Source organism: Enterocloster clostridioformis (assembly GCF_020297485.1).
Classification (GTDB): domain Bacteria; phylum Bacillota; class Clostridia; order Lachnospirales; family Lachnospiraceae; genus Enterocloster; species Enterocloster clostridioformis.
Window position 1 is genome coordinate 301,395 of sequence record NZ_JAIWZC010000001.1, and the last position, 20,076, is coordinate 321,470.

The 20,076-nt window shown below is 49.1% G+C and carries 19 protein-coding genes and 1 tRNA gene; 15 read left to right on the top strand and 5 right to left on the bottom strand.

Annotated elements, in window-relative coordinates; genetic code table 11:
- Positions 1–64 precede the first annotated feature (64 nt).
- A complete protein-coding gene (locus LA360_RS01315) occupies positions 65–1,234 on the top strand; it encodes an alanyl-tRNA editing protein (RefSeq protein ID WP_057572601.1) in 1,170 nt (389 codons plus the stop codon).
- 14 nt (positions 1,235–1,248) lie between these two features.
- Positions 1,249–2,442: an AI-2E family transporter gene (locus LA360_RS01320; protein WP_022200357.1), complete on the top strand. Its 1,194-nt coding sequence runs from the start codon at positions 1,249–1,251 to the stop codon at positions 2,440–2,442.
- A gap of 96 nt (positions 2,443–2,538) precedes the next feature.
- On the opposite strand, the gene LA360_RS01325 is transcribed toward LA360_RS01320, so the two are convergent.
- On the bottom strand, positions 2,539–2,775 hold the full coding sequence (locus LA360_RS01325; RefSeq protein WP_002587734.1) for a hypothetical protein: 237 nt from the start codon (positions 2,773–2,775) through the stop codon (positions 2,539–2,541).
- Between the two features lie 126 nt (positions 2,776–2,901).
- Positions 2,902–3,741 (bottom strand): PHP domain-containing protein, encoded by an 840-nt coding sequence (locus LA360_RS01330; protein ID WP_022200356.1) that lies wholly within the window; start codon positions 3,739–3,741, stop codon positions 2,902–2,904.
- A gap of 215 nt (positions 3,742–3,956) precedes the next feature.
- On the opposite strand from LA360_RS01330, the gene LA360_RS01335 reads away from it, so the two are divergent.
- The 6 genes from LA360_RS01335 (at position 3,957) to LA360_RS31010 (ending at position 13,426) form a co-directional block, all read left to right on the top strand.
- Complete coding sequence (locus LA360_RS01335; RefSeq protein WP_022200355.1) at positions 3,957–5,786, top strand: VanW family protein; 1,830 nt, start codon at positions 3,957–3,959, stop codon at positions 5,784–5,786.
- A 251-nt stretch (positions 5,787–6,037) separates the two neighbouring features.
- Entirely contained in the window at positions 6,038–9,574 is a 3,537-nt protein-coding gene (nifJ, locus tag LA360_RS01340) for a pyruvate:ferredoxin (flavodoxin) oxidoreductase (protein ID WP_022200354.1), read from the top strand.
- A gap of 547 nt (positions 9,575–10,121) precedes the next feature.
- Positions 10,122–11,402: a group II intron reverse transcriptase/maturase gene (gene ltrA / locus LA360_RS01345; RefSeq protein WP_002578445.1), complete on the top strand. Its 1,281-nt coding sequence runs from the start codon at positions 10,122–10,124 to the stop codon at positions 11,400–11,402.
- 142 nt (positions 11,403–11,544) lie between these two features.
- Positions 11,545–12,708: a cyclopropane-fatty-acyl-phospholipid synthase family protein gene (locus LA360_RS01350; RefSeq protein WP_330378607.1), complete on the top strand. Its 1,164-nt coding sequence runs from the start codon at positions 11,545–11,547 to the stop codon at positions 12,706–12,708.
- Between the two features lie 185 nt (positions 12,709–12,893).
- Complete coding sequence (locus LA360_RS01355; protein ID WP_022200352.1) at positions 12,894–13,238, top strand: MmcQ/YjbR family DNA-binding protein; 345 nt, start codon at positions 12,894–12,896, stop codon at positions 13,236–13,238.
- Between the two features lie 65 nt (positions 13,239–13,303).
- A complete protein-coding gene (locus LA360_RS31010) occupies positions 13,304–13,426 on the top strand; it encodes a DUF1653 domain-containing protein (RefSeq protein ID WP_081031285.1) in 123 nt (40 codons plus the stop codon).
- Positions 13,427–13,480: 54 nt separating this feature from the next.
- On the opposite strand, the gene LA360_RS01365 is transcribed toward LA360_RS31010, so the two are convergent.
- Both LA360_RS01365 and LA360_RS01370 read right to left on the bottom strand, forming a co-directional pair.
- Entirely contained in the window at positions 13,481–13,753 is a 273-nt protein-coding gene (locus LA360_RS01365; RefSeq protein WP_022200351.1) for a GNAT family N-acetyltransferase, read from the bottom strand.
- Between the two features lie 176 nt (positions 13,754–13,929).
- Positions 13,930–14,592, bottom strand: coding sequence for a DUF3298 and DUF4163 domain-containing protein (locus LA360_RS01370; RefSeq protein WP_022200350.1), 663 nt, complete (start codon positions 14,590–14,592; stop codon positions 13,930–13,932).
- A 305-nt stretch (positions 14,593–14,897) separates the two neighbouring features.
- On the opposite strand from LA360_RS01370, the gene LA360_RS01375 reads away from it, so the two are divergent.
- From LA360_RS01375 to LA360_RS01385, 3 genes are all read left to right on the top strand, one after another.
- Positions 14,898–15,161 carry a hypothetical protein gene (locus LA360_RS01375; protein ID WP_002587742.1) on the top strand — a complete coding sequence of 88 codons (264 nt, stop codon included), beginning with the start codon at positions 14,898–14,900 and terminating at the stop codon, positions 15,159–15,161.
- A gap of 150 nt (positions 15,162–15,311) precedes the next feature.
- A complete protein-coding gene (locus tag LA360_RS01380) occupies positions 15,312–15,536 on the top strand; it encodes a hypothetical protein (RefSeq protein WP_002587743.1) in 225 nt (74 codons plus the stop codon).
- 360 nt (positions 15,537–15,896) lie between these two features.
- Positions 15,897–16,592, top strand: coding sequence for a cell wall hydrolase (locus LA360_RS01385; protein ID WP_022200412.1), 696 nt, complete (start codon positions 15,897–15,899; stop codon positions 16,590–16,592).
- Between the two features lie 117 nt (positions 16,593–16,709).
- Here LA360_RS01385 and LA360_RS01390 read toward each other — a convergent pair whose 3' ends face one another.
- Positions 16,710–17,000: a hypothetical protein gene (locus LA360_RS01390; protein ID WP_022200411.1), complete on the bottom strand. Its 291-nt coding sequence runs from the start codon at positions 16,998–17,000 to the stop codon at positions 16,710–16,712.
- Positions 17,001–17,440: 440 nt separating this feature from the next.
- On the opposite strand from LA360_RS01390, the gene LA360_RS01395 reads away from it, so the two are divergent.
- The 4 genes from LA360_RS01395 to LA360_RS01410 all read left to right on the top strand — a co-directional run bounded on the left by LA360_RS01395 (position 17,441) and on the right by LA360_RS01410 (position 19,955).
- Positions 17,441–17,513 (top strand) — tRNA-Ala (locus LA360_RS01395).
- A gap of 386 nt (positions 17,514–17,899) precedes the next feature.
- Complete coding sequence (locus LA360_RS01400) at positions 17,900–18,352, top strand: hypothetical protein (RefSeq protein WP_002587761.1); 453 nt, start codon at positions 17,900–17,902, stop codon at positions 18,350–18,352.
- A 5-nt stretch (positions 18,353–18,357) separates the two neighbouring features.
- A complete protein-coding gene (locus LA360_RS01405) occupies positions 18,358–18,717 on the top strand; it encodes a YccF domain-containing protein (protein WP_022200409.1) in 360 nt (119 codons plus the stop codon).
- A gap of 251 nt (positions 18,718–18,968) precedes the next feature.
- Entirely contained in the window at positions 18,969–19,955 is a 987-nt protein-coding gene (locus tag LA360_RS01410) for a LacI family DNA-binding transcriptional regulator (RefSeq protein ID WP_057572546.1), read from the top strand.
- Positions 19,956–20,076: the final 121 nt, after the last annotated feature.

The following is a 20,076-nucleotide window of genomic DNA, read 5'->3' on the forward strand; positions in this document are numbered from 1 at the left end:
CCGTTTTCTGACAAAGATAGGAAAAACATGGTCCGGCAGATGAAAAGGAAAAGAGGCTTTGAGAATGGACAAAAGCAGATTATATTACCAGACACCCTATGTAAAATCGTTTATGTGCACGGTGGAACACTGTGAGGAAAGCGGGAAGGGAACCTGGCTGGTGATCCTGAACCAGACTGGTTTTTATCCGGAAGGAGGAGGACAGCCCTATGATACAGGAACTTTAAACGGGATTCCCGTGCTGTCCGTCCATGAGAGGGGGGAGAAGGTGATCCATGAACTGGCGCAGCCCATAGAGGAGGGGACGCTGGCAGAGGGAATCATAGACTGGCAGAGGCGGTATGACAACATGCAGCTGCACACCGGGGAGCATATTTTGTCCGGTCTGGTGCACAGACACTTTGGTTACGATAATGTGGGCTTTCACATGGGGACCGAGGAGGTGACGGTGGACTTTAACGGCGTCATTGAGCCGGAGGATCTGGACCGGCTGGAGGACGAGGCCAACCAGCTGGTCTATGCCAATGTCCCTGTGAAGGTTCTTTATCCCACTGAGGAAGAACTCAGGACCATGGAGTACAGAAGCAAAAAGGAACTGTCCGGTCTGGTACGTATTGTGGAGGTGCCTGGAGGGGATGTGTGCGCTTGCTGCGGCACACATGTAGAAAACACCGGAGAAGTGGGCATTATTAAGATAAGAAGCATGATTCATTACAAGGGCGGCGTCCGCCTGTCCATGCTGTGCGGCCGCAGGGCCCTGTTGGATTACAGGGACAGGCTGAAGGATGAAATCAGGATATCCAACCTGCTGTCAGCCAAGCTCATCCAGGTGCCGGACGCAGTGGAAAAGCTTAAAAATGATTGCCAGGACAGGGATTTCCTGATTGGAAAGCTGGGAAGCAGCCTGGTGGCCCTGAAGGCAGGACAGTTCCCGGAAAGCACAGACCCCCTCATTGTATTTGAGGAGGATTTAACACCTGTTCAGGTCCGCCAGTATGCCACCCTTCTCTATGAAGAGAACAGGGCCGGGGTGGCTGCCGTGTGTTCCAGAAATGACAGGGACGGCGAATATCACTATGCCCTGGGCAGCAGCCGGATGGACATGCGCGCTCTCAGCAAAGCCCTGAACAGCCGCCTGAGCGGCAGGGGCGGGGGCAGCAGCCTCATGGCCCAGGGGACCTTCCGGGCGGGACGGGAAGCCATTGAGGCAGCCTTCCGGGAAGAGACAGAATGATAAAGGATGGTATGATGGAATTAAATAGCGATACAATAAAAAAAATCAGAGGACTTATTGTCTTTACCGTGGTGGTTGTGGTTGCGGGAATCAATTACAGACGTCTGGTGGATGTGGCGGCCGGACTGATGCACATTGTCTGGCCCTTTATTCTGGGGGCGGCCATTGCCTTCATACTGAACGTACCCATGCGCAATATCGAGAGGCATTTGCCCGTGTTTGGAGAGGGCAGCAGGCTGAGACGGCCTGTCAGCCTGGTGGTGACCATCCTCCTGGTTACAGGGGGCCTGTTTTTGGTCATCTTTGTGGTGGCGCCTCAGCTGGTAAAGACTTTTTTGAATCTTCAAAGCAGTATCCCTGTGTTTTTTGCGGGGGTACGCGATGAGGCGGAACGCGTCTTTGCCAGCAATCCCCAGATACTGGAATATATGAACCAGATGGAAGTGGACTGGCAGGAAGTGTTTCAGAACATGGTCGCGTTTTTAAAGAGCGGGGCGGGAACCATGCTGAACACCACCTTTTCGGCAGCTGTTTCCATTGTCAGCGGCGTGTCCTCATTCCTGATAGGATTTATCTTTGCCATTTATATTCTTCTGCAGAAGGAGACGCTGGGGCGGCAGATGAAGAAGGTGCTGGCGGCATTTCTGCCGGAACCGGCTGTAGGGCGGATACTGGATATCATGGCCCTTACGGAACGCACCTTCTCCAATTTCCTTACAGGACAGTGCGTGGAGGCCGTGATCCTGGGAACCATGTTTTTTGTGGCGCTGACCGTCATCCGTCTGCCCTATGCGCTGCTGATTGGGGTGCTGATTGCATTTACGGCTCTGATACCCATATTCGGCGCGTTTGTGGGACTGGCAGTGGGCGTGTTCCTGATGCTCATGGTAAATCCCATGGATGCCCTGGTTTTTACGATTACCTTCTTTGTATTGCAGCAGATTGAAGGAAACCTGATATACCCCTATGTGGTGGGGAATTCCGTGGGACTCCCATCCATATGGGTGCTGGTGGCCGTAACCGTGGGCGGAAGCATGATGGGAATTGTGGGAATGCTCATATTCATTCCGCTGTGTTCCGTTCTGTACGCGCTTTTAAGGGATGGAGTCAATGCCCGTTTAAGAAGAAAGGGCAGGGGAGAGTCTGCCTGTGAGCCTGTATGCGTGGCGGTCAGTGAGGAAAATGGGGACCAGGAGCATCAGGAATAAAGACTTGGAATAATAAAACGGCCCGGAACCTGTCAAATGGTTCCGGGCTTTGCCTTTGCCTGTATTCCTGCCTGTTTGGGGCTTATTCTCTTAGGCTTATTCTCCCTGATACATATATTTGATTAAACGCTCGATGTCTTCCTTCTCATGAGCAACCAGGTCTAATTCCTTGATATATCCGTTGGAGAAGATGGTGGCCATAGACAGATACTGGGCTAATTTGGATTTCAGATTGATGCGGTCGCCTTCCGGAGATACAAGCTCCACGGTTCCCTTGCACTGGTCAATGACAGAGAAAAACTTTTCTACGTCTGTGATATTCTGAATCTTCATGGCATATCCTCCTGTGTTTGTAAGCTTTTTCCCGAAATGGAAAAGGCTGGTTAATTTTTTAACATATATGATTATAGCAGAACGAAAGGGGAAGGGCAATTATGAACTTTCATAAAAAAAAAGGGATTAAAGGGTGTTTTTTATCGCATCTAACAGCAGGGAGGAGACCCGCAGGCCGCCCCGTCCTGTCCCTATGGAAATATCTGGTTTATTGCTGCCGTGAAAATCGGAGCCGCCTGTGGGGAGAAGATGGTGGCGCGCAGCCATTTCCTGGAGCTTGGCGCTTTCCAGGCGGTTGTGGGAGGAGTGATATACCTCCAGGCCTTTCATGCCCAGGCCGGCCAGATAGGCGATGAGCTCCTGCGTGTCCCTGTCCCCCAGCTTATACTGGAGGGGATGGGCCAGGGCCACAAAGGCATGGCTGTCTAAGAGCGCTTCCATGACTGCCTCCGGGGGCAGAAATTCCTTGGGCGGGCAGTATGTGCCTCCGTACTTCAGATATTTCTTGAAAATATGGTCCAAATCAGGCCCCAGACCCTTTGCCAGAAGGGCTCTTGCCACATGTGCCCTGGTGATGACCGTGTCGGGATTCCCGGCGCACAGTTCTTCGGCGGTAAGGTGGATGCCGTGGGCATCAAAGCGTTTCAGCATCTCCTGGTTGCGCTGGTCTCTGTGCTGGCGGAATTCCTTCAGCGCGGCCTGCAGAGAGGGGGAATCCGTGTCCACGAAAAGTCCAAGTATATGAATTTCGTGGTCCTTAAAGCTGCTGGACACCTCGATGCCGGGCACCACCTCCAGCCCCAGCTTTGTTCCGGCCTCCATGGCCACGTCAACTCCGGCCGTGGTATCGTGGTCTGTAAGCGCGATGGCTGAAAGTCCGGCCTCATGGGCCAGATGCACCACCTGTTCAGGTGACAGGGTGCCATCGGATGCATTTGAGTGGACGTGTAAATCAACGTAAGACATGATGCGACCTCCAAATTATAAGATGTAAAAACCTCGAAAAGGCTTGTAATTGATTTTTAATAATTTAATAATACTTACTTTATATATAGTAACATGAAATTCACAATAAGTAAAATTGGGCTGAAAAAAACAAAAAAGACGGTTCCATTTTACATAAAGTATGTTATACTACAATCTGTGAATAAATTTATAGGCAGAGATGACAGGTGAATAGAATGAATCAGTTAGAGAACAATCAGAACAGAAGAAGCTCCTCAGCAGGCAGAAGCCGCGGCAGGGGGTCAGATAAAGGCACGGGACGCGCAGCGTCCAGAAATACAGGCAGAAGCAGTTCGTCGGGCAGCGGTTCAAGGAGTTCCTATTCCTACCGTTCAGGAGGACAGGCCGGCAGGATGAACGCGGCCCAGACAGCCAGGCGCAACAGCCCTCACAGGAGAAAGAAGGGGCCGGATTATAAGAAGATTGCCATAGCCGGAGTTATCCTTATTATCCTTATTGCGTGCATATCACTGGCCATGAAGTTTAAGGGCGCCGGGGGAAGCGAACCGGTAGACAGCACGGAAGAGACAACCGGGACAGAGATGATGAAGGAAGTCAAGGTGGATGGAATCGCCATCACCGGCATGTCCAAGAACCAGGCCAGAAATGCGATCCTGAAGGAATATCCCTGGAGCATGACGGTCACCTATGACGGAGATACATATAATGTGACGAATTTAGCGGCGGAAAAGGTGGATGCGCTGCTGGAGGAAATCTACAGCCAGGAGCCGGCCGAGAGTTATACTCTGAGCATGGACGGACTGGAGGAGGCGGCTGCCAAGGAGGCGGAAAGCTGTGCCGCCAAGTGGAATAAAAAGGCCAAAAACGGTTCCATTGACAGCTACGACAAGGAAAAGGGCACTTTTGTGTTTGCAGGGGAAGAACATGGTTTTGCCATTGACCAGGAGAAGCTGGCGGCAGACATACTGAAGGCCCTGAAGGATAAGAAGTTCGACGCTTCCATCACAGCCACGGGAAGTGAGACGGCGCCGGATATCAGCGCCGCGGCTGCCAAGGAAAAATATAAGACCATAAGCACCTTCACCACAAAGACCACAGCCAATAAGGCCCGAAACACCAACATCAGGCTGTCTGCGGAGGCGCTGAACGGTACGGTTGTGCATCCGGGAGAGGAATTCTCCTTTAACGCAGTGGTGGGACAGAGGACAGAAGCAAAGGGCTACCAGGGAGCAGCCGCCTATAACAACGGAGAGGTAGTACAGGAAATCGGCGGAGGCGTATGCCAGGTATCCACCACCCTGTACAATGCAGTATACAGGTCAGGTCTGGGGGAGGAGAGCATTACCTTCAGACGCTCCCATACATTTGAGCCCAACTATATCACGCCGGGCCAGGATGCAACGGTGAGCTGGGAACAGCCGGATTTCCGCTTCAAGAACACCTCCAGCACATCCATCGGCATCAAGGCCAGCTACGCGGACCAGAAGATGACGGTTTCCATTTATGGAATTCCCATTCTGGAGGAGGGAACCAAGCTGGATTTGGTATCCGAGAAAGTGGAGGAACTGGATCCGCCGGCGCCTGCTTATGAGGAGGACCAGACCCTTGAGCCGGGTGTGGAGATTCAGAAGAGCGCAGGCAGCAAGGGAAGCAGATGGATTACCTACAAGGTGGTATATAAAGACGGAAAGGAAATTTCCAGGGAACAGGACCATAAGACCACATACAAAGGCCATGCCCCTGTTATCCGCCGCAACACCACCGGCGTGGTGCTGGCGCCTGAGGAGACTACCCTTTCCACAGAGACAACACCGCCAATCATTGACGGAATGCCGGACGGCTATATTCCGGGTGATGAGGCAACCTCCATACCTTCCGGGAACGGTTCACAGGAGAATGGACCCGGCACAGTGACCCAGCCGGCAGCGCCCACCACAGCGCCTGGGACGGCGCCAAATCCCTCCCAGGTACCACAGCCGTCTGAGAACGGGGCAGCCGGACCGGGCGGGGATAATCCGGTGATTGCACCGCTGAAACCGGAATAAAAAAGCAGACAGAAAAAGAGAAACCCGAATCATTGGTTTCTCTTTTTTTTGCTGCATTTTATACATTTTTAAAATTTGACATTGTATTTTTTGGCGTAATTTCGATTAAGCATTTGCAATTTGTTAAATAATTGCTATAATAGTAGACAGGTCAGTCTGCATAGGGTTGAAGCATGTTTATACATGCCCGGATCCAGGGCAGACTCACATGTATACCATTACATATTCACTATTTGTAGGAGGAAATCAAAATGGCAAGAAAAATGAAAACCATGGATGGTAACCATGCAGCAGCACATGCGTCATATGCATTTACTGATGTAGCGGCTATCTATCCGATTACCCCATCCTCACCTATGGCTGAAGCCACAGACGAATGGGCAACAGACGGAAGAACCAATATCTTCGGTCGTGAAGTACAGATTACAGAGATGCAGTCTGAGGCTGGTGCAGCAGGTGCTGTACATGGTTCTCTGGCAGCAGGTGCTCTGACCACCACCTACACAGCGTCACAGGGTCTGTTACTGATGATCCCTAATCTTTATAAAATCGCGGGCGAGCAGCTGCCAGGCGTATTCAACGTATCCGCACGTGCTCTTGCTAGCCATGCATTATCTATTTTCGGTGACCATTCCGACGTTTACGCGTGCCGTCAGACCGGATGCGCCATGCTGTGCGAGTCCAGTGTACAGGAAGTAATGGACCTGACTGTTGTTGCACATATGGCATCCATCAAGGGCAAGGTTCCATTCATCAACTTCTTCGACGGTTTCCGTACATCCCATGAGATTCAGAAAATTGAAACCTGGGATTATGAGGATCTTAAGGAAATGGTTGACATGGACGCTGTAGATGCTTTCCGCAAGCATGCACTGAATCCAAATCATCCATGCCAGAGAGGCTCCGCTCAGAACCCGGATATCTTCTTCCAGGCAAGAGAAGCCTGCAACCCGTACTATGATGCCCTTCCTGCAATCGTTCAGGAATATATGGACAAGGTTAATGCCAAGATTGGTACTGACTATAAGCTGTTCAACTACTACGGCGCTGCTGATGCCGAGCACATCATCATCTCCATGGGTTCTGTCAATGACACCATTGAGGAGACCATCGACTACATGATGAAGCAGGGACAGAAGGTTGGTGTTGTTAAGGTTCGTCTGTACAGACCATTCTGCGTACAGGCCCTGATTGACGCCATTCCTGATACTGTTAAGGTTATCTCCGTATTAGACAGAACAAAAGAGCCGGGCGCCATCGGCGAGCCTCTGTACCTGGATGTTGTTGCCGCCCTTAAGGGAAGCAAGTTTGACCAGGTTAAGGTTTTAACCGGACGTTACGGCTTAGGTTCCAAGGATACCACACCTGCTCAGATCGTGGCAGTTTACGGGAATACAACCAAGTCCCCATTTACCGTAGGTATCGTGGATGACGTTACAAACCTGTCCTTAGAGATTGGAGCTCCTTTGGTTACCACTCCTGAGGGAACCACAAACTGTAAGTTCTGGGGGCTGGGCGCTGACGGTACGGTTGGTGCAAACAAGAACTCCATCAAGATCATCGGTGACAATACAGACATGTATGCACAGGCATACTTTGATTATGACTCCAAGAAGTCAGGCGGCGTTACCATGTCCCACCTGCGTTTCGGACACAGCCCAATCAAGTCTACCTATTTAATCCGTACAGCTAACTTCGTTGCCTGCCACAATCCCGCATATGTACGCAAGTACAACATGGTTCAGGAGCTGGTTGACGGCGGTACATTCCTGTTAAACTGCCCATGGGATATGGAAGGTCTTGAGAAGCATCTTCCAGGACAGGTTAAGAAGTTCATCGCTGACCACAACATCAACTTCTACACCATCGACGGTGTAAAGATTGGTATTGAGACAGGCATGGGCCCAACACGTATCAACACCATCCTTCAGTCCGCGTTCTTCGAGCTGACCGGCATCATTCCTGCTGAGAAGGCAAATGAGCTGATGAAGGCTGCTGCAAAGGCAACCTACGGCCGCAAGGGCGAGGACGTTGTTCAGAAGAACTGGGCAGCTATCGACGCAGGCGCTAAGGGCATGCACAAGGTAGAGGTTCCGGAGAGCTGGAAGAACTGTGAAGACGAAGGTCTTGACTATGCAGTTGTAACCCAGGGAAGAAAGGATGTAGTTGACTTCGTCAACAACATTCAGACAAAGGTAAGCGCTCAGGAAGGTAACTCCCTGCCCGTATCCGCATTTACAGAATACGCAGATGGTTCCACACCATCCGGTACCTCCGCATATGAGAAGCGCGGCATCGCTGTTAAGGTTCCTGTATGGAATCCGGACAACTGTATCCAGTGTAACTTCTGTGCGTATGTATGTCCTCACGCTGTAATCCGTCCGGTTGCCATGACCGCTGACGAGGCTGCTAAGGCACCTGCGGACATGAAGATGAAGGATATGACAGGTATGGCCGGCTACAAGTTTGCCATAACCATCTCCGCACTGGATTGTACGGGATGCGGTTCCTGTGCAAATGTATGCCCAGGCATGAAGGGCAACAAGGCTCTGGTTATGGAAAGCCTTGAGGCTAACCTTGGCCAGCAGGCCATCTTTGACTTTGGCCAGTCCCTGCCTATCAAGGAAGAAGTTCTGGCTAAGTTCAAAGAGAACACCGTTAAGGGCAGCCAGTTCAGACAGCCTCTGCTTGAATTCTCCGGCGCTTGCGCAGGATGCGGCGAGACTCCTTACGCAAAACTAATCACCCAGCTGTTTGGTGACAGGATGTACATTGCCAACGCAACAGGATGCTCTTCTATCTGGGGCAACTCCTCACCATCCACACCTTACACCGTAAATGCCAAGGGACAGGGTCCTGCATGGGACAACTCCCTGTTTGAGGATAACGCTGAGTTTGGTTACGGTATGTTACTGGCTCAGAACGCAATCAGAGACGGCTTAAAGGCTAAGGTTGAGAGCGTAATGGCTAACGAGAAGGCTACTGACGAGATGAAGGCAGCCTGCAAGGAATGGCTCGATACATTTGGCATCGGCGCTCTGAACGGCACTGCTGCCGATAAGCTGGTTGCAGCTCTGGACGGCGTTGACTGCGATGTCTGCAGAGACATTGTTAAGAATAAAGATTTCCTGGCTAAGAAGTCCCAGTGGGTATTCGGCGGTGACGGATGGGCTTACGATATCGGTTTCGGCGGCGTAGACCACGTACTGGCATCCGGTAAGGACATCAACATCATGGTATACGATACTGAGGTTTACTCCAATACAGGCGGCCAGTCCTCCAAGGCTACCAAGACAGGTGCTGTTGCACAGTTCGCTGCAGGCGGTAAGGACGTTAAGAAGAAAGACCTGGCCAGCATTGCCATGAGCTATGGTTATGTGTACGTTGCACAGATTTGTATGGGCGCTGATATGGCTCAGACTGTTAAGGCAATTGCCGAGGCAGAGGCTTATCCGGGACCATCTCTGATTATTGCATACGCTCCATGTATCAACCATGGTATCAAGAAGGGCATGGACAAGGCTCAGACAGAGGAGAAGCTGGCTGTAGAGTGCGGCTACTGGAACAACTTCCGCTACAACCCGGCAGCTGAGAAGAAGTTCACCCTGGATTCCAAGGCTCCTAAGCTTGAGACATATCAGGACTTCTTAAAGGGCGAGGTTCGTTACATGTCCCTGGCTATGAAGAATCCTGAGAGAGCAGCCGAGCTGTTTGCACGTAACGAGGCAGAGGCTAAGGAGCGTTACGCTTACTTAGAGAAGCTGGTTGCACTGTACGGCAACGACTAATCTTTGGTCAGATTTTAAATATTTTATGAATGACAGACCCCGGAGGGCTTAGGCTCTCCGGGGTTTTGTTTGCCCAGCATGGGCGTTTTCTAATGGGTGAAAGTCCCAAGTGCGCGTAGGCAACAACGAAGCACATAGCCGAACAGCAAGGGTGTCCGCCGTGAGACGGAATCTGAAAGAAGCTGTAAGCAAACCTCTGACCTGACGGACAGGAACCGCATATAAGGCTCGGAAATACGGATAAGGTGGCAAAAGGCACTGAAGTCCAAAAGGTTGCCGGAAGTACGAGTAAATGCGGCAGGTACATGGAGGAAAAGAACACGCACCTTAACTGGGGAGGTCTCACAGGCGGTCTCATTAGCCGTAGTAACAACGAATTGTGAGAAGTCAGCAGAAGCCATAGTAGTGAGGAAGTTCCTGTAATGGGGACGGAGCGAAGGGCTGAACAATCAATCAGTTGAAGTACGTTCCACTTCGTAGCCGGAGCATACGCCTGTCGATGACTTCAAAGGCGGCAAAGGCAAAAGGGGCAGAAAGGAAACAACGCATGGACACAAGCAGTCTCATGGAGCAGATATTAAGCAGGGATAATCTAAATGCGGCGTATCTGCAAGTCGTAAGGAATAAAGGAGCGGCAGGCGTGGACGGGATGACCGTTGAAGAACTTGGCGCATATCTTTCGGAAAACGGCGAAAACATTAAGGAACAGTTGCGGACGAGGAAGTATAAGCCGAAGCCAGTCCGCAGGGTGGAGATACCCAAACCCGATGGTGGTACAAGAAATCTTGGAGTGCCAACAGCAGTAGACCGCTTTGTACAGCAGGCGGTGGCACAGGTGCTTACCCCGATATTTGAGGAGCAGTTTCACGACCACAGCTATGGATTCAGACCCAAGCGGTGTGCACAGCAGGCAGTCCTTAAAGCATTGGAAATGATGAATGACGGACACAACTGGATAGTGGATATCGACCTAGCGAAATTCTTTGACACAGTAGACCATGACAAGCTGATGACGATTTTCGGACGGACAATAAAGGACGGAGATGTCATATCGGTGGTAAGAAAGATTCTGGTCAGCGGCGTAATGATTGATGATGAGTATGAAGATACGGTAGTCGGCACACCGCAGGGTGGAAATATCTCGCCGCTGTTAGCAAATATCATGTTAAATGAGCTGGACAAAGAACTGGAAGCAAGGAGGCTGGATTTCGTCCGGTATGCAGATGACCTTATTATAATGGTCGGGAGCAGACAGGCGGCAGAGCGGGTAATGAAGAGCGTGGCTCGGTTTATAGAGGAAAAGCTTGGACTGAAAGTGAACGCGGAAAAGAGCAGGGTTGATAAACCAAAGGGCATTAAGTATCTGGGGTTTGGATTTTACTATGACTCATTTGCCAAAGGGTACAAAGCCAGACCACACCCGAAAGCGGCAGCAAAGTTCAAGGCGCAGATGAAGAAATATACAAGCAGGAGCTGGGGAGTGGGCAATGGTTATAAAATTGGGAAACTCAACCGGCTTATCCGAGGGTGGATAAATTATTTCAAAATCGGAAGCATGAAAAGGCTGTGCGCAAAAATGGACGGACAGATTCGGTATCGACTGCGCATGTGCATATGGAAACACTGGAAAACGCCAAAGAACAGGGAAAAGAATCTTATCAAACTTGGTCTGCCGCCAAATGCGGCACATGGCATTTCATATGCCAAAGGATATGCCAGAGTGTGCAGAAGCTGGAATCTCCACATTTGTATCAGTAAAGAGAGACTAGCTAAGTTTGGTCTTGTATCCATGGAAGACTACTACGCCGAAAAGGCTGTTACATGTTAAGTTGATTGAACCGCCGTATACCGAACGGTACGTACGGTGGTGTGAGAGGTCGGAAGGCGAAATAATCGCCTTCCTCCTACTCGATTGAATATTCTGTTTCCAGAAGGGGATAATACTGGAAGAAAGGATGTGTGATACCAGTATGTTAGAAGAGAAGGCAATGGTTCAATTTCTGAACCGATTTACGGATTATCCCTTTCTGGTAAAATGGAAGGACCACGAAGACCGGGTAGGCCATGGCAATCCCATGTTTGCCGTTGACATCAGGGAAACTATACCGGTGAAGAAGCTGATGGACAGCACCTCCCTGGCATTGGGGGAGGCCTATATGAAGGGCAAACTGGAGGTGGAGGGGAATTTGTATGAGGCCCTGGACCATTTCCTGGGGCAGATGGACCGATTTTCTGTCAACCGCCTGCATCTGAGGAAGCTCCTTTATCCCTCGAATTCCAGGAAAAACCAGAAGATGGAGGTGTCCTCCCACTATGATATCGGCAATGATTTTTATAAGCTGTGGCTGGACGAGACCATGAACTATTCCTGCGGATATTTTAAGTCGGAAAAGGATACCCTCTATGAGGCCCAGATGAATAAAACGGATTATATTCTGAAGAAGCTGGCGCTTAAAGAGGGCATGAGCCTTCTGGATGTGGGCTGCGGCTGGGGATTTCTGTTAATCAGGGCGGCCAGGGAATACGGAGTCAAAGGAACCGGCATCACCCTGAGTACGGAGCAGTATGACGGTTTTAAAAAGCGCATAGAGGAGGAAGGACTGGAACACCTTCTGGACGTTCAGCTCATGGATTACAGGGATTTGCCGAAAGGCGGCATGAAATTTGACCGTGTGGTCAGCGTGGGCATGGTGGAGCACGTCGGCAGAGAAAATTACGGCAGGTTCATGGACTGCATGGACAAGGTGTTGAATCCGGGCGGCGTATTCCTTCTCCATTTCATCAGCAGCCAGAAGGAACACGCAGGAGATCCCTGGATTAAAAAATATATATTTCCGGGCGGTGTCATTCCCAGCCTCAGGGAAATCATATCCCTGATGGCAGAACATGACTTCCATATTTTGGATGTGGAGAATCTGAGAAACCATTACAACAAAACATTGCTGTGCTGGGAAAAGAATTTCAAGGAACATGAAAAGGAGATAAAGGACATGTTCGACGAGGAATTCGTCCGCATGTGGGATTTGTATTTGTGCTCCTGCGCAGCTGCATTCCACAATGGGGTCATTGACCTTCATCAGATACTGGTGAGCAAGGGCGTGAACAATGAACTGCCCATGGTGAGGTGGTATTAAGCTAAAGCCGCGGTATGAAGCGTGAAGATGGAGGTTACACTCCGTCGGCACGCTCCATGTTTTGTTTCATAGAAATAAATCTGATATAATCTAGGAATATGAGACTGAATGTGCTGTCTGTTTATGCATATATAAAGCGGAGAATGAATACGGCCATAGTCTGATTGATAAAGGAGTGAGAACGAATGAAGACAAAGAAAGATTTGATTACATATTGTCTTACCTATAAAGATGTATATGAAGACTATCCCTTCCGGGATCACGAATGGACTGTCATACGTCACCGGGGCAATAAGCGGGTATTTGCCTGGATATACCGGCGGGAGGAACAGGTCTGCATTAACCTGAAATGCGCGCCTGAGTGGATTGAATTTTGGCGCAATGCCTATTCCGGCGTACGGCCAGGGTACCATCTGAATAAGAAGCACTGGAATACGGTGGTTCTGGATGGAAGCGTTCCGGATAAGGATATCAAAAGGATGATAGGTGAAAGCTATGATTTGACAAGAGGCTCCGGTAAGGAGAGATAAGCTTTGGGAATCACATGGTTTATATAGAAATGGACACAGGATAATGATACAGGACAGGAGAACCTCTGGTCATCTGTCAGGCGCTGTACGGTGAGTTTGGAACCTTTGCCAGGCCCGCTGATATGTTCTTTTCTGAGGCGGACAGAGAAAAACGGCAGAGCCGAAGCTGTGCCGTTTCCCGGAATTAACAGATCCTGTTTTACAGTGCCGCATCCATGAGTGGCTGTTTTATAGCTCAGAGACTATTTGATTAAATCATGATACTCCGGATGCTTTTCAAACCATCTGACGGCATAGGAACAGGTCAAAACAGCCTTCTTGCCCTGGGCACGCAGATGCCCTGCCAGGGCTTCCATCAGTTTGCCCGCGATTCCCTGACCCTGAAGGGAATCATCCACAAAGGTGTGGTCAATATCTACGGCGCCATCCGCAGTATCTGGAAATGTTACTTCAGCCAGCAGTTTGTCCTGTTCATCGTAAAGGGCAATCTGATTTGGATTATATGTGAAATTCATGGCAGTTCCTCCTGTATTGTGATTTGGGGACGTGTCCGTCCCTCTGCCATGTAATTATAGCATCACAGACCGGGTTAGGCAACGGGCAGAAGGAACTGCCATGGCTTCCCTGCTATGGCCTCCGGGAGGCTGCCGGAAGGCCGGAAACGCTCGTTTGGCTGTCAGGATTCAGATACTCAGGATTCAGATACATTTGCGTCAAAAGGCAGCAGGAATTCCGGTATGCCGCTGGAATAAGGGGCAATATCATACTGCTGGTAATAAATGACAATTCCCTCTGGCGTCATATAAAAATTTTCCGGATGGAAGGAATTGCGCAGGAGCTGGGGATAATTGTCAAAATAGGTACCGGGATTGGCTTTCAGTCTCTCCGCAATCTCAAGCTGGATCCAATTCTGGATATCATGGATATAAGAAGGATTATCCGAATAAAAGTCATTTAGCGTCATTTGTCTGCCGGATTCGGCATCCCAGGTCTCAGATGTCCGCAGCGTGGAGCCGTGAGCTCCGCCTGTAAAGGTATACTGTTCCGAAAAGAGACTGAAAATACAGTCCCGGCTATAAGTTACCACGTAGCTTACATTGAATTCATACGGAAAAAATGGAAAGCTGCGGTCACGGCTGTAATTTGCCTCTTCGGCTGCCTGGGGATACAATACAGTCCGGCAGTACCGTCCTTTTTCGCTTGCCTGTGTGACATAATATTGGTTTATGGTCTGAAGAGCTTCCTGATTGCAGGAAGCATTATTAAATTGCGGGTAACGGATCTGGCAGTTGAGTACAACGGAATTCTGGTAATCCATCTGGTCTGTCAGGATATGCTGGGTTATGGTTTGCATAAAAGCCTCATATGATATGTTTTTACAATATATGTGCAAGGTTGGCCATGTATGAGTGATTCATGGTTTAACCGGGACATTCCTGTATGTCAGCAGGAAAAGGGGACGCGTATTGCCATGATTTATGACTGCCTGCAGGTTACTGTCTGTAAGTGCCGGGAGCTGTTTTCTGTCTTGACACAAACGTACGTTTGTGGTATTATGAAAACATAAAAGAACATATGTTCTTTGCCGGGGACCTAAGATGGGAAAACCGTTAAACAGCAACCGTTAAACAGAATCTATAAAATACAGGAGGCAGCCATATGAAAATCACAAAGGACAATCTGAATGAAGTTTTATTTGAGAACCAGGATGCCAGGCTTTTGATTGCGGACGTTGTGGCCCATACCAGCGCTAACCTCTATTATTACCATGATGTGGAGATAACGGTTCAAAAAGCGCTGGATATCTGGCATAAGGCCCAGGCCGCGGACGAGGAAGAGGATGGATTTTACAGCGTATCCTTCCTGGATTTTTCAAAGGAGCGTATACTGTTGCCGTCAGGTTTGCGGCAGGCATTTTCATAGTGGTATTTTCAAAGAGGGTATCTCAAAGGACTGGCTTTTGGAGGCATACACCGGATATGGTAATCCGCCCCAGACCGGGACCTGCCACAGAGGAGAATTTGAATCAAGCAATACCCGGCATCATGATAAAAAAAGGCAGGAGGTATACAAATGGAAGATTGTTGCGGGGTCAACCTGGAACAGGAGATGACCATTGAAAATCTATATTGCTTCATAAGGGCGTCCCTGCAGGCATTGCAGGGTACCGACGGATATGGGGAGGCGGATTTTGTATGTCCCCTATGTGGAAGGAAGGCGCATATAAAGCGCTTGAAAGGCGAGATTTACAATACAGGAGAGATTGAGTGCAGGTGCGGGTACTCGTTTCACTTTTAGTCATGATCACATTTTCATTATTTCACATCTGTCTGCATTTATCTGTACCTATCTTTTGTCCACAGCCCCTAATTGGTTTGCTTTCATTCACCAGTCCTGCTATAATGGCATAAATGATACTGAAAAAGGAGAATTGCATGACCTTAGGACAAATAAAAGAAAGGTTGCAGACCCGTGAATATGATTTCTTAAGAACGGATGAGCATTTGGGCCGTCACTTTGTGGCGGCTTTTTTTTGCCATTAATTACCTTAAATATGTTTGGATTGCTAATTTTGGGACAGAATATAATAGAGAACAAATACCATGGGCAGGTGGCGAGTATCCTGCCCAGGCAGTTCAAACATTTTAAGGAGTAGATATGAAACGAATCGTTATATTGGGAGCCATGGCCCTGACCATATCACTGGCAGTGCCAATGACCGTGCAGGCAGAAGAAAACGGGACAGATATGGTGCTCGCCGCAAAAAGCGTGGTGAGTGGATTCAAAACCGCTCTTCAGGACGCGGCCCATAAGACAATTAAGTTTGCTAACCAGGATGGAATCAATATTTATCAGGAGCCCAGCACAGAGGCAGTGGTTTTGGACCAGGCATTTTTGAATACCTCCTTTGAGGTTTTGGGCGAATACGGCGATTGGTCAATGATAACAACAGAGGCCGGACATGCATATATAGAAACAAAATGTCTCTCCGGTATTGAGATACGGCGTCCTTCCTATTCGGAAGAGGACCTTTATATACTGGCTCATGTAATCTGTGGTGAGGCACAGAACTGTCCGGATGATGAGCAGCTGCTGGTAGGTTCCGTGGTATTAAACAGGGTGAATCACGGCCAGTTTCCCAACACCATCAAAGGCGTGGTATTTGCACCGGGGCAGTATTCCTGCACCAGGGACGGGAATTACTATCGTGAACCCACAGCAAGCAATTGGGCCAATGCGAAGTGGCTTCTGGAAAATGGAAGCATCCTGCCGGGAAATGTGGTCTGGCAGTCAGGCGGCAGACAGGGCAAGGGAGAATATCTGAGGACCAGATATCACAGCTACTGTTATTGATGGCAGATGGAATGGCGCTGAAGACAGGATACCGATGGATGGAGATATCAGGTACGGCAAGCTTGATGCGGCAGAATATCAGATGCCAGCACGGCATAAGCCGCACTGGCATTTGGGTTAGGTCACGATACGGGTCATCGTGAATTTTCCGGGTTCTGTTTGAAGTACGGCAAACTGACTGTAGGATGTTCCTGAGGATTCATAGGGAGTTGCCTTGGTATCATGGCCCGGAGTGTGGACAGTGGCGGATACTTCTGTAAGGAGGCAGACTCCGCGGCTGCCGGCGGTCCAGCTTTCCCATGGAGCTATCTCATAATTGTCATCAGAACAAAAGGCAGAGGCGTACTTCACTTTTCCCTTTACGCTGAAATTAGTTGAGTTGACGATATGAACTTTTGGATAAGCCATATAAATACACATCCTTTTCTGATTTATATAGAAGCTTGTCTGGCTTCTAACGTATAATATGCTGTCGGTAGGAATGTGTGAAAATGTCAATAACGAGGGGATAATAAGGTGAATAAAGTATCTTTTGGGTGTTTCGGGTAAAACAGGCAGGAAAATAGAGGGCGCCTGAATATGAGAGGAGCCGGCACGAAGGAATCGTGCCGGCTAAGTATGAGAGAAATCTATATCAAAAGGAGTAATTCCTTGTTATGAAAAAGAGTATACAAGGAAATTGTGACAAAAGTTTGAGCAGGAGCTAAATTAAGAATAAAATTCCTTAAGGAATAAAAGGGAGAAAGTTGACTTTTTATTTACGAATCTCTCTATTTTCAAAAAGTATGAATAATTGGAAAAATAGTACTTGATTTTCGTCTGGATTTATGGTATTATCTACGAGTGCTGGGGCATTAGCGCAGCTGGGAGCGCGCCACACTGGCAGTGTGGAGGTCACGGGTTCGAATCCCGTATGCTCCATTGTATCAGTCAAAAACCGGACTCTTTCATGGGAGTTCGGTTTTTTGGTTCATTATAATAAATTACTTTACCATTCGTTTCATAAAATGTTCAGAATTCTGTTTTGCCAGAAAAATGTAATAGATTCTTCAACTTATCGTATTTGACATTCAATATACAGCATGATATAATCAGTTCCAATAAAAGGGAGTAGCGAACCACCGGAAGGTGGATTTTAAATCGTCATCTCGGTGCCAGGGGCACCCGTATAAAATGAAATGTGCAAGACTTTTATTGTGGCAGGGAGCCAGCCACCATAAAGGTCTTTTTTTCTCTGATGCAAAGCTGGCGGTAATACCTGCCTCGCACAACAGCAAGGTATTGTTTATCGCAGAAAGGAGAACAGGATGGAGAGAAAAAGCAGACAACAGGAAATCAATGAGGCATTGATGGCAGCGGATATGGCATCCATGAGCCTGCAAAAGGCGGAAGAACAGCTGCAGAAGGCAAGCAGCTGGGGAATCTGGGATATGCTGGGCGGAGGATTCTTTAGTACCATGTTTAAGCATAACCGGATGGATGAAGCCCAGGCAGCCATGAATGAGGCAAGGGGACATCTGCGCAGGTTAAAGAAAGAATTGCTGGATGTAAATCTGACCGGGGATTTAAAGATGGATGTGGGAAGCTTTCTGACTTTTGCCGATTACTTCTTTGACGGAGTCATAGCTGACTGGATGGTGCAGTCCAAAATAGGGGATGCCCTGAATCAGGTCAGGGAAGCCAGACGGCAGGTAGGCTGTATTCGGAAACGGCTCCAGGAGATGAGGCAGACACTGGAAGCAGAGCGGGAAGGGAGGTAAGATATATGGGATGTCTTGGAAATGTATTATGGTTTATATTCGGCGGATGTATAAGCGGCCTGTCCTGGCTGCTGACAGGCTGCCTGTGGTGCATAACTATCATAGGTATACCGGTAGGGCTACAATGCTTTAAATTTGCGGGCCTGAGTTTCTTTCCCTTTGGAAAGGAAGTGGTCTACGGCGGGGGAGCGGGCTCCCTGCTCCTTAATATTATCTGGCTGCTGGTTTCCGGTTTGCCCCTGGCCATTGAGTCAGCTATCATCGGGGTACTGCTTTGCATTACTATCGTGGGCATACCTTTTGGGTTACAGCAGTTCAAGCTGGCCAAACTGGCTTTGATGCCCTTCGGAAGTCAGATTATCTAAAGGATTGGTATGAAAACAGGCCGCGGTAATTTTACAATAATGGAGGACAGAATGCCGAGGTTTTGATATACTAATGAATAAGAGATAGCAGGGAGGCGGACGCAGCTGTCAACATGCCTGTTTTACAGGGCATACTGGGAGTCTGCGTCTGTTGTATCCCACGTACAGCCGGCATACGATGCGCAGCCGGCCACACGGTTATTGAGCATACAGCAAACCAACGCACAGCGAATGAAAGTGAAGGGATGGATATGTCATCAAGAAAGATTACCATGGATGATATTGCAAATATGGCAGGGGTTACCAAGAGTACGGTGTCCAGATATTTTAATGGAGGCAGTGTAAAGGAATCCACCAGGGAAAGAATTCAGGAAATCATAAGGGAGTATAATTATGAGCCCAATACATTTGCCAGGTTAAAGGCCAAGGAAAGCAATGTGATTGGAGTGGTCCTTCCCACCCTTAATTCCAAGGTGTCCAGCCGGGTGGTGACCAGCATCGGGCGCTACCTGAGGGAGCAGGGGTATGAAACGCTGATTAAGGACTCGGACCACAGCGTGGACCTGGAGCTTAAGAATATCCAAAGACTGATTACGCTGAAGGTGGACGGCATCATACTGAGCGCCATTACCATAACAGAGGCGCACAGAAACCTGATACAGGAAAGTCCTGTGCCCGTGGTCGTGGCGGCCCAGGAATATGACGGGGGAATATCCATTGTCCACGATGACTACGGGGCGGGAAAGGCCATGGGAGTCCGTGTGGGAAGGGCTGCTCCGGCGCGGGTTGGATACATGGGAGTGTCCGGCCTTGATGTGGCGGTGGGGCTCAACCGTAAGCAGGGCGTGATGGACGGCCTGAAAGAGTGCGGCGTTAAGAATGTGGTCACGGCCACCGGCGATTACAGCTATGCCAGCGGAATTTGTATGGCTGAGGAAATTCTGGATCAGGGCCCGGTAGACGCAATCATATGTGCCACGGACCGCCTGGCTTTTGGCGCGTACCATGTTTTGGGGGAGAGAGGGCTGAGGATTCCCGAGGATGTTTCCGTGGCAGGATTTGGCGGATATGACGAAAGCACCCTGTTAAAGCCTGAGCTGACCACCCTGCGTTTTGATTCCTATGGTTTGGGCTATCTGGGAGCTGAAACCATTCTTAAGATGATACATCGGGAACCGGTGCCAAAGAAACAGATAGTGGATTACAGGATAATTGAAGGCGGAAGCGTTAAGAAATAAAGGGATTTTCTGGTGTTCAGGGTGAAAATGATGGAGATATGTGAAAAGTGAACAAATTTCAGGGGGATTATTCTACGTATAAAAATGGAATCGGTACCAATAAAATATTGACTTTATAGAT

Bases quoted from the DNA above. Each gene is read 5' to 3' on its own strand.
- LA360_RS01405 (WP_022200409.1), top strand. From the start codon at position 18,358: ATGGGATGTCTTGGAAATGTATTATGGTTTATATTCGGCGGATGTATA.
- LA360_RS01410 (WP_057572546.1), top strand. From the start codon at position 18,969: ATGTCATCAAGAAAGATTACCATGGATGATATTGCAAATATGGCAGGG.
- LA360_RS01380 (WP_002587743.1), top strand. From the start codon at position 15,312: ATGGAAGATTGTTGCGGGGTCAACCTGGAACAGGAGATGACCATTGAA.
- LA360_RS01385 (WP_022200412.1), top strand. From the start codon at position 15,897: ATGAAACGAATCGTTATATTGGGAGCCATGGCCCTGACCATATCACTG.
- LA360_RS01370 (WP_022200350.1), bottom strand. From the start codon at position 14,592: ATGCAAACCATAACCCAGCATATCCTGACAGACCAGATGGATTACCAG.
- LA360_RS01325 (WP_002587734.1), bottom strand. From the start codon at position 2,775: ATGAAGATTCAGAATATCACAGACGTAGAAAAGTTTTTCTCTGTCATT.
- LA360_RS01375 (WP_002587742.1), top strand. From the start codon at position 14,898: ATGAAAATCACAAAGGACAATCTGAATGAAGTTTTATTTGAGAACCAG.
- LA360_RS01320 (WP_022200357.1), top strand. From the start codon at position 1,249: ATGGAATTAAATAGCGATACAATAAAAAAAATCAGAGGACTTATTGTC.
- LA360_RS01330 (WP_022200356.1), bottom strand. From the start codon at position 3,741: ATGTCTTACGTTGATTTACACGTCCACTCAAATGCATCCGATGGCACC.
- nifJ (WP_022200354.1), top strand. From the start codon at position 6,038: ATGGCAAGAAAAATGAAAACCATGGATGGTAACCATGCAGCAGCACAT.
- ltrA (WP_002578445.1), top strand. From the start codon at position 10,122: ATGGACACAAGCAGTCTCATGGAGCAGATATTAAGCAGGGATAATCTA.
- LA360_RS01365 (WP_022200351.1), bottom strand. From the start codon at position 13,753: ATGAATTTCACATATAATCCAAATCAGATTGCCCTTTACGATGAACAG.
- LA360_RS01390 (WP_022200411.1), bottom strand. From the start codon at position 17,000: ATGGCTTATCCAAAAGTTCATATCGTCAACTCAACTAATTTCAGCGTA.
- LA360_RS01350 (WP_330378607.1), top strand. From the start codon at position 11,545: ATGTTAGAAGAGAAGGCAATGGTTCAATTTCTGAACCGATTTACGGAT.
- LA360_RS01355 (WP_022200352.1), top strand. From the start codon at position 12,894: ATGAAGACAAAGAAAGATTTGATTACATATTGTCTTACCTATAAAGAT.
- LA360_RS01400 (WP_002587761.1), top strand. From the start codon at position 17,900: ATGGAGAGAAAAAGCAGACAACAGGAAATCAATGAGGCATTGATGGCA.
- LA360_RS01315 (WP_057572601.1), top strand. From the start codon at position 65: ATGGACAAAAGCAGATTATATTACCAGACACCCTATGTAAAATCGTTT.
- LA360_RS01335 (WP_022200355.1), top strand. From the start codon at position 3,957: ATGAATCAGTTAGAGAACAATCAGAACAGAAGAAGCTCCTCAGCAGGC.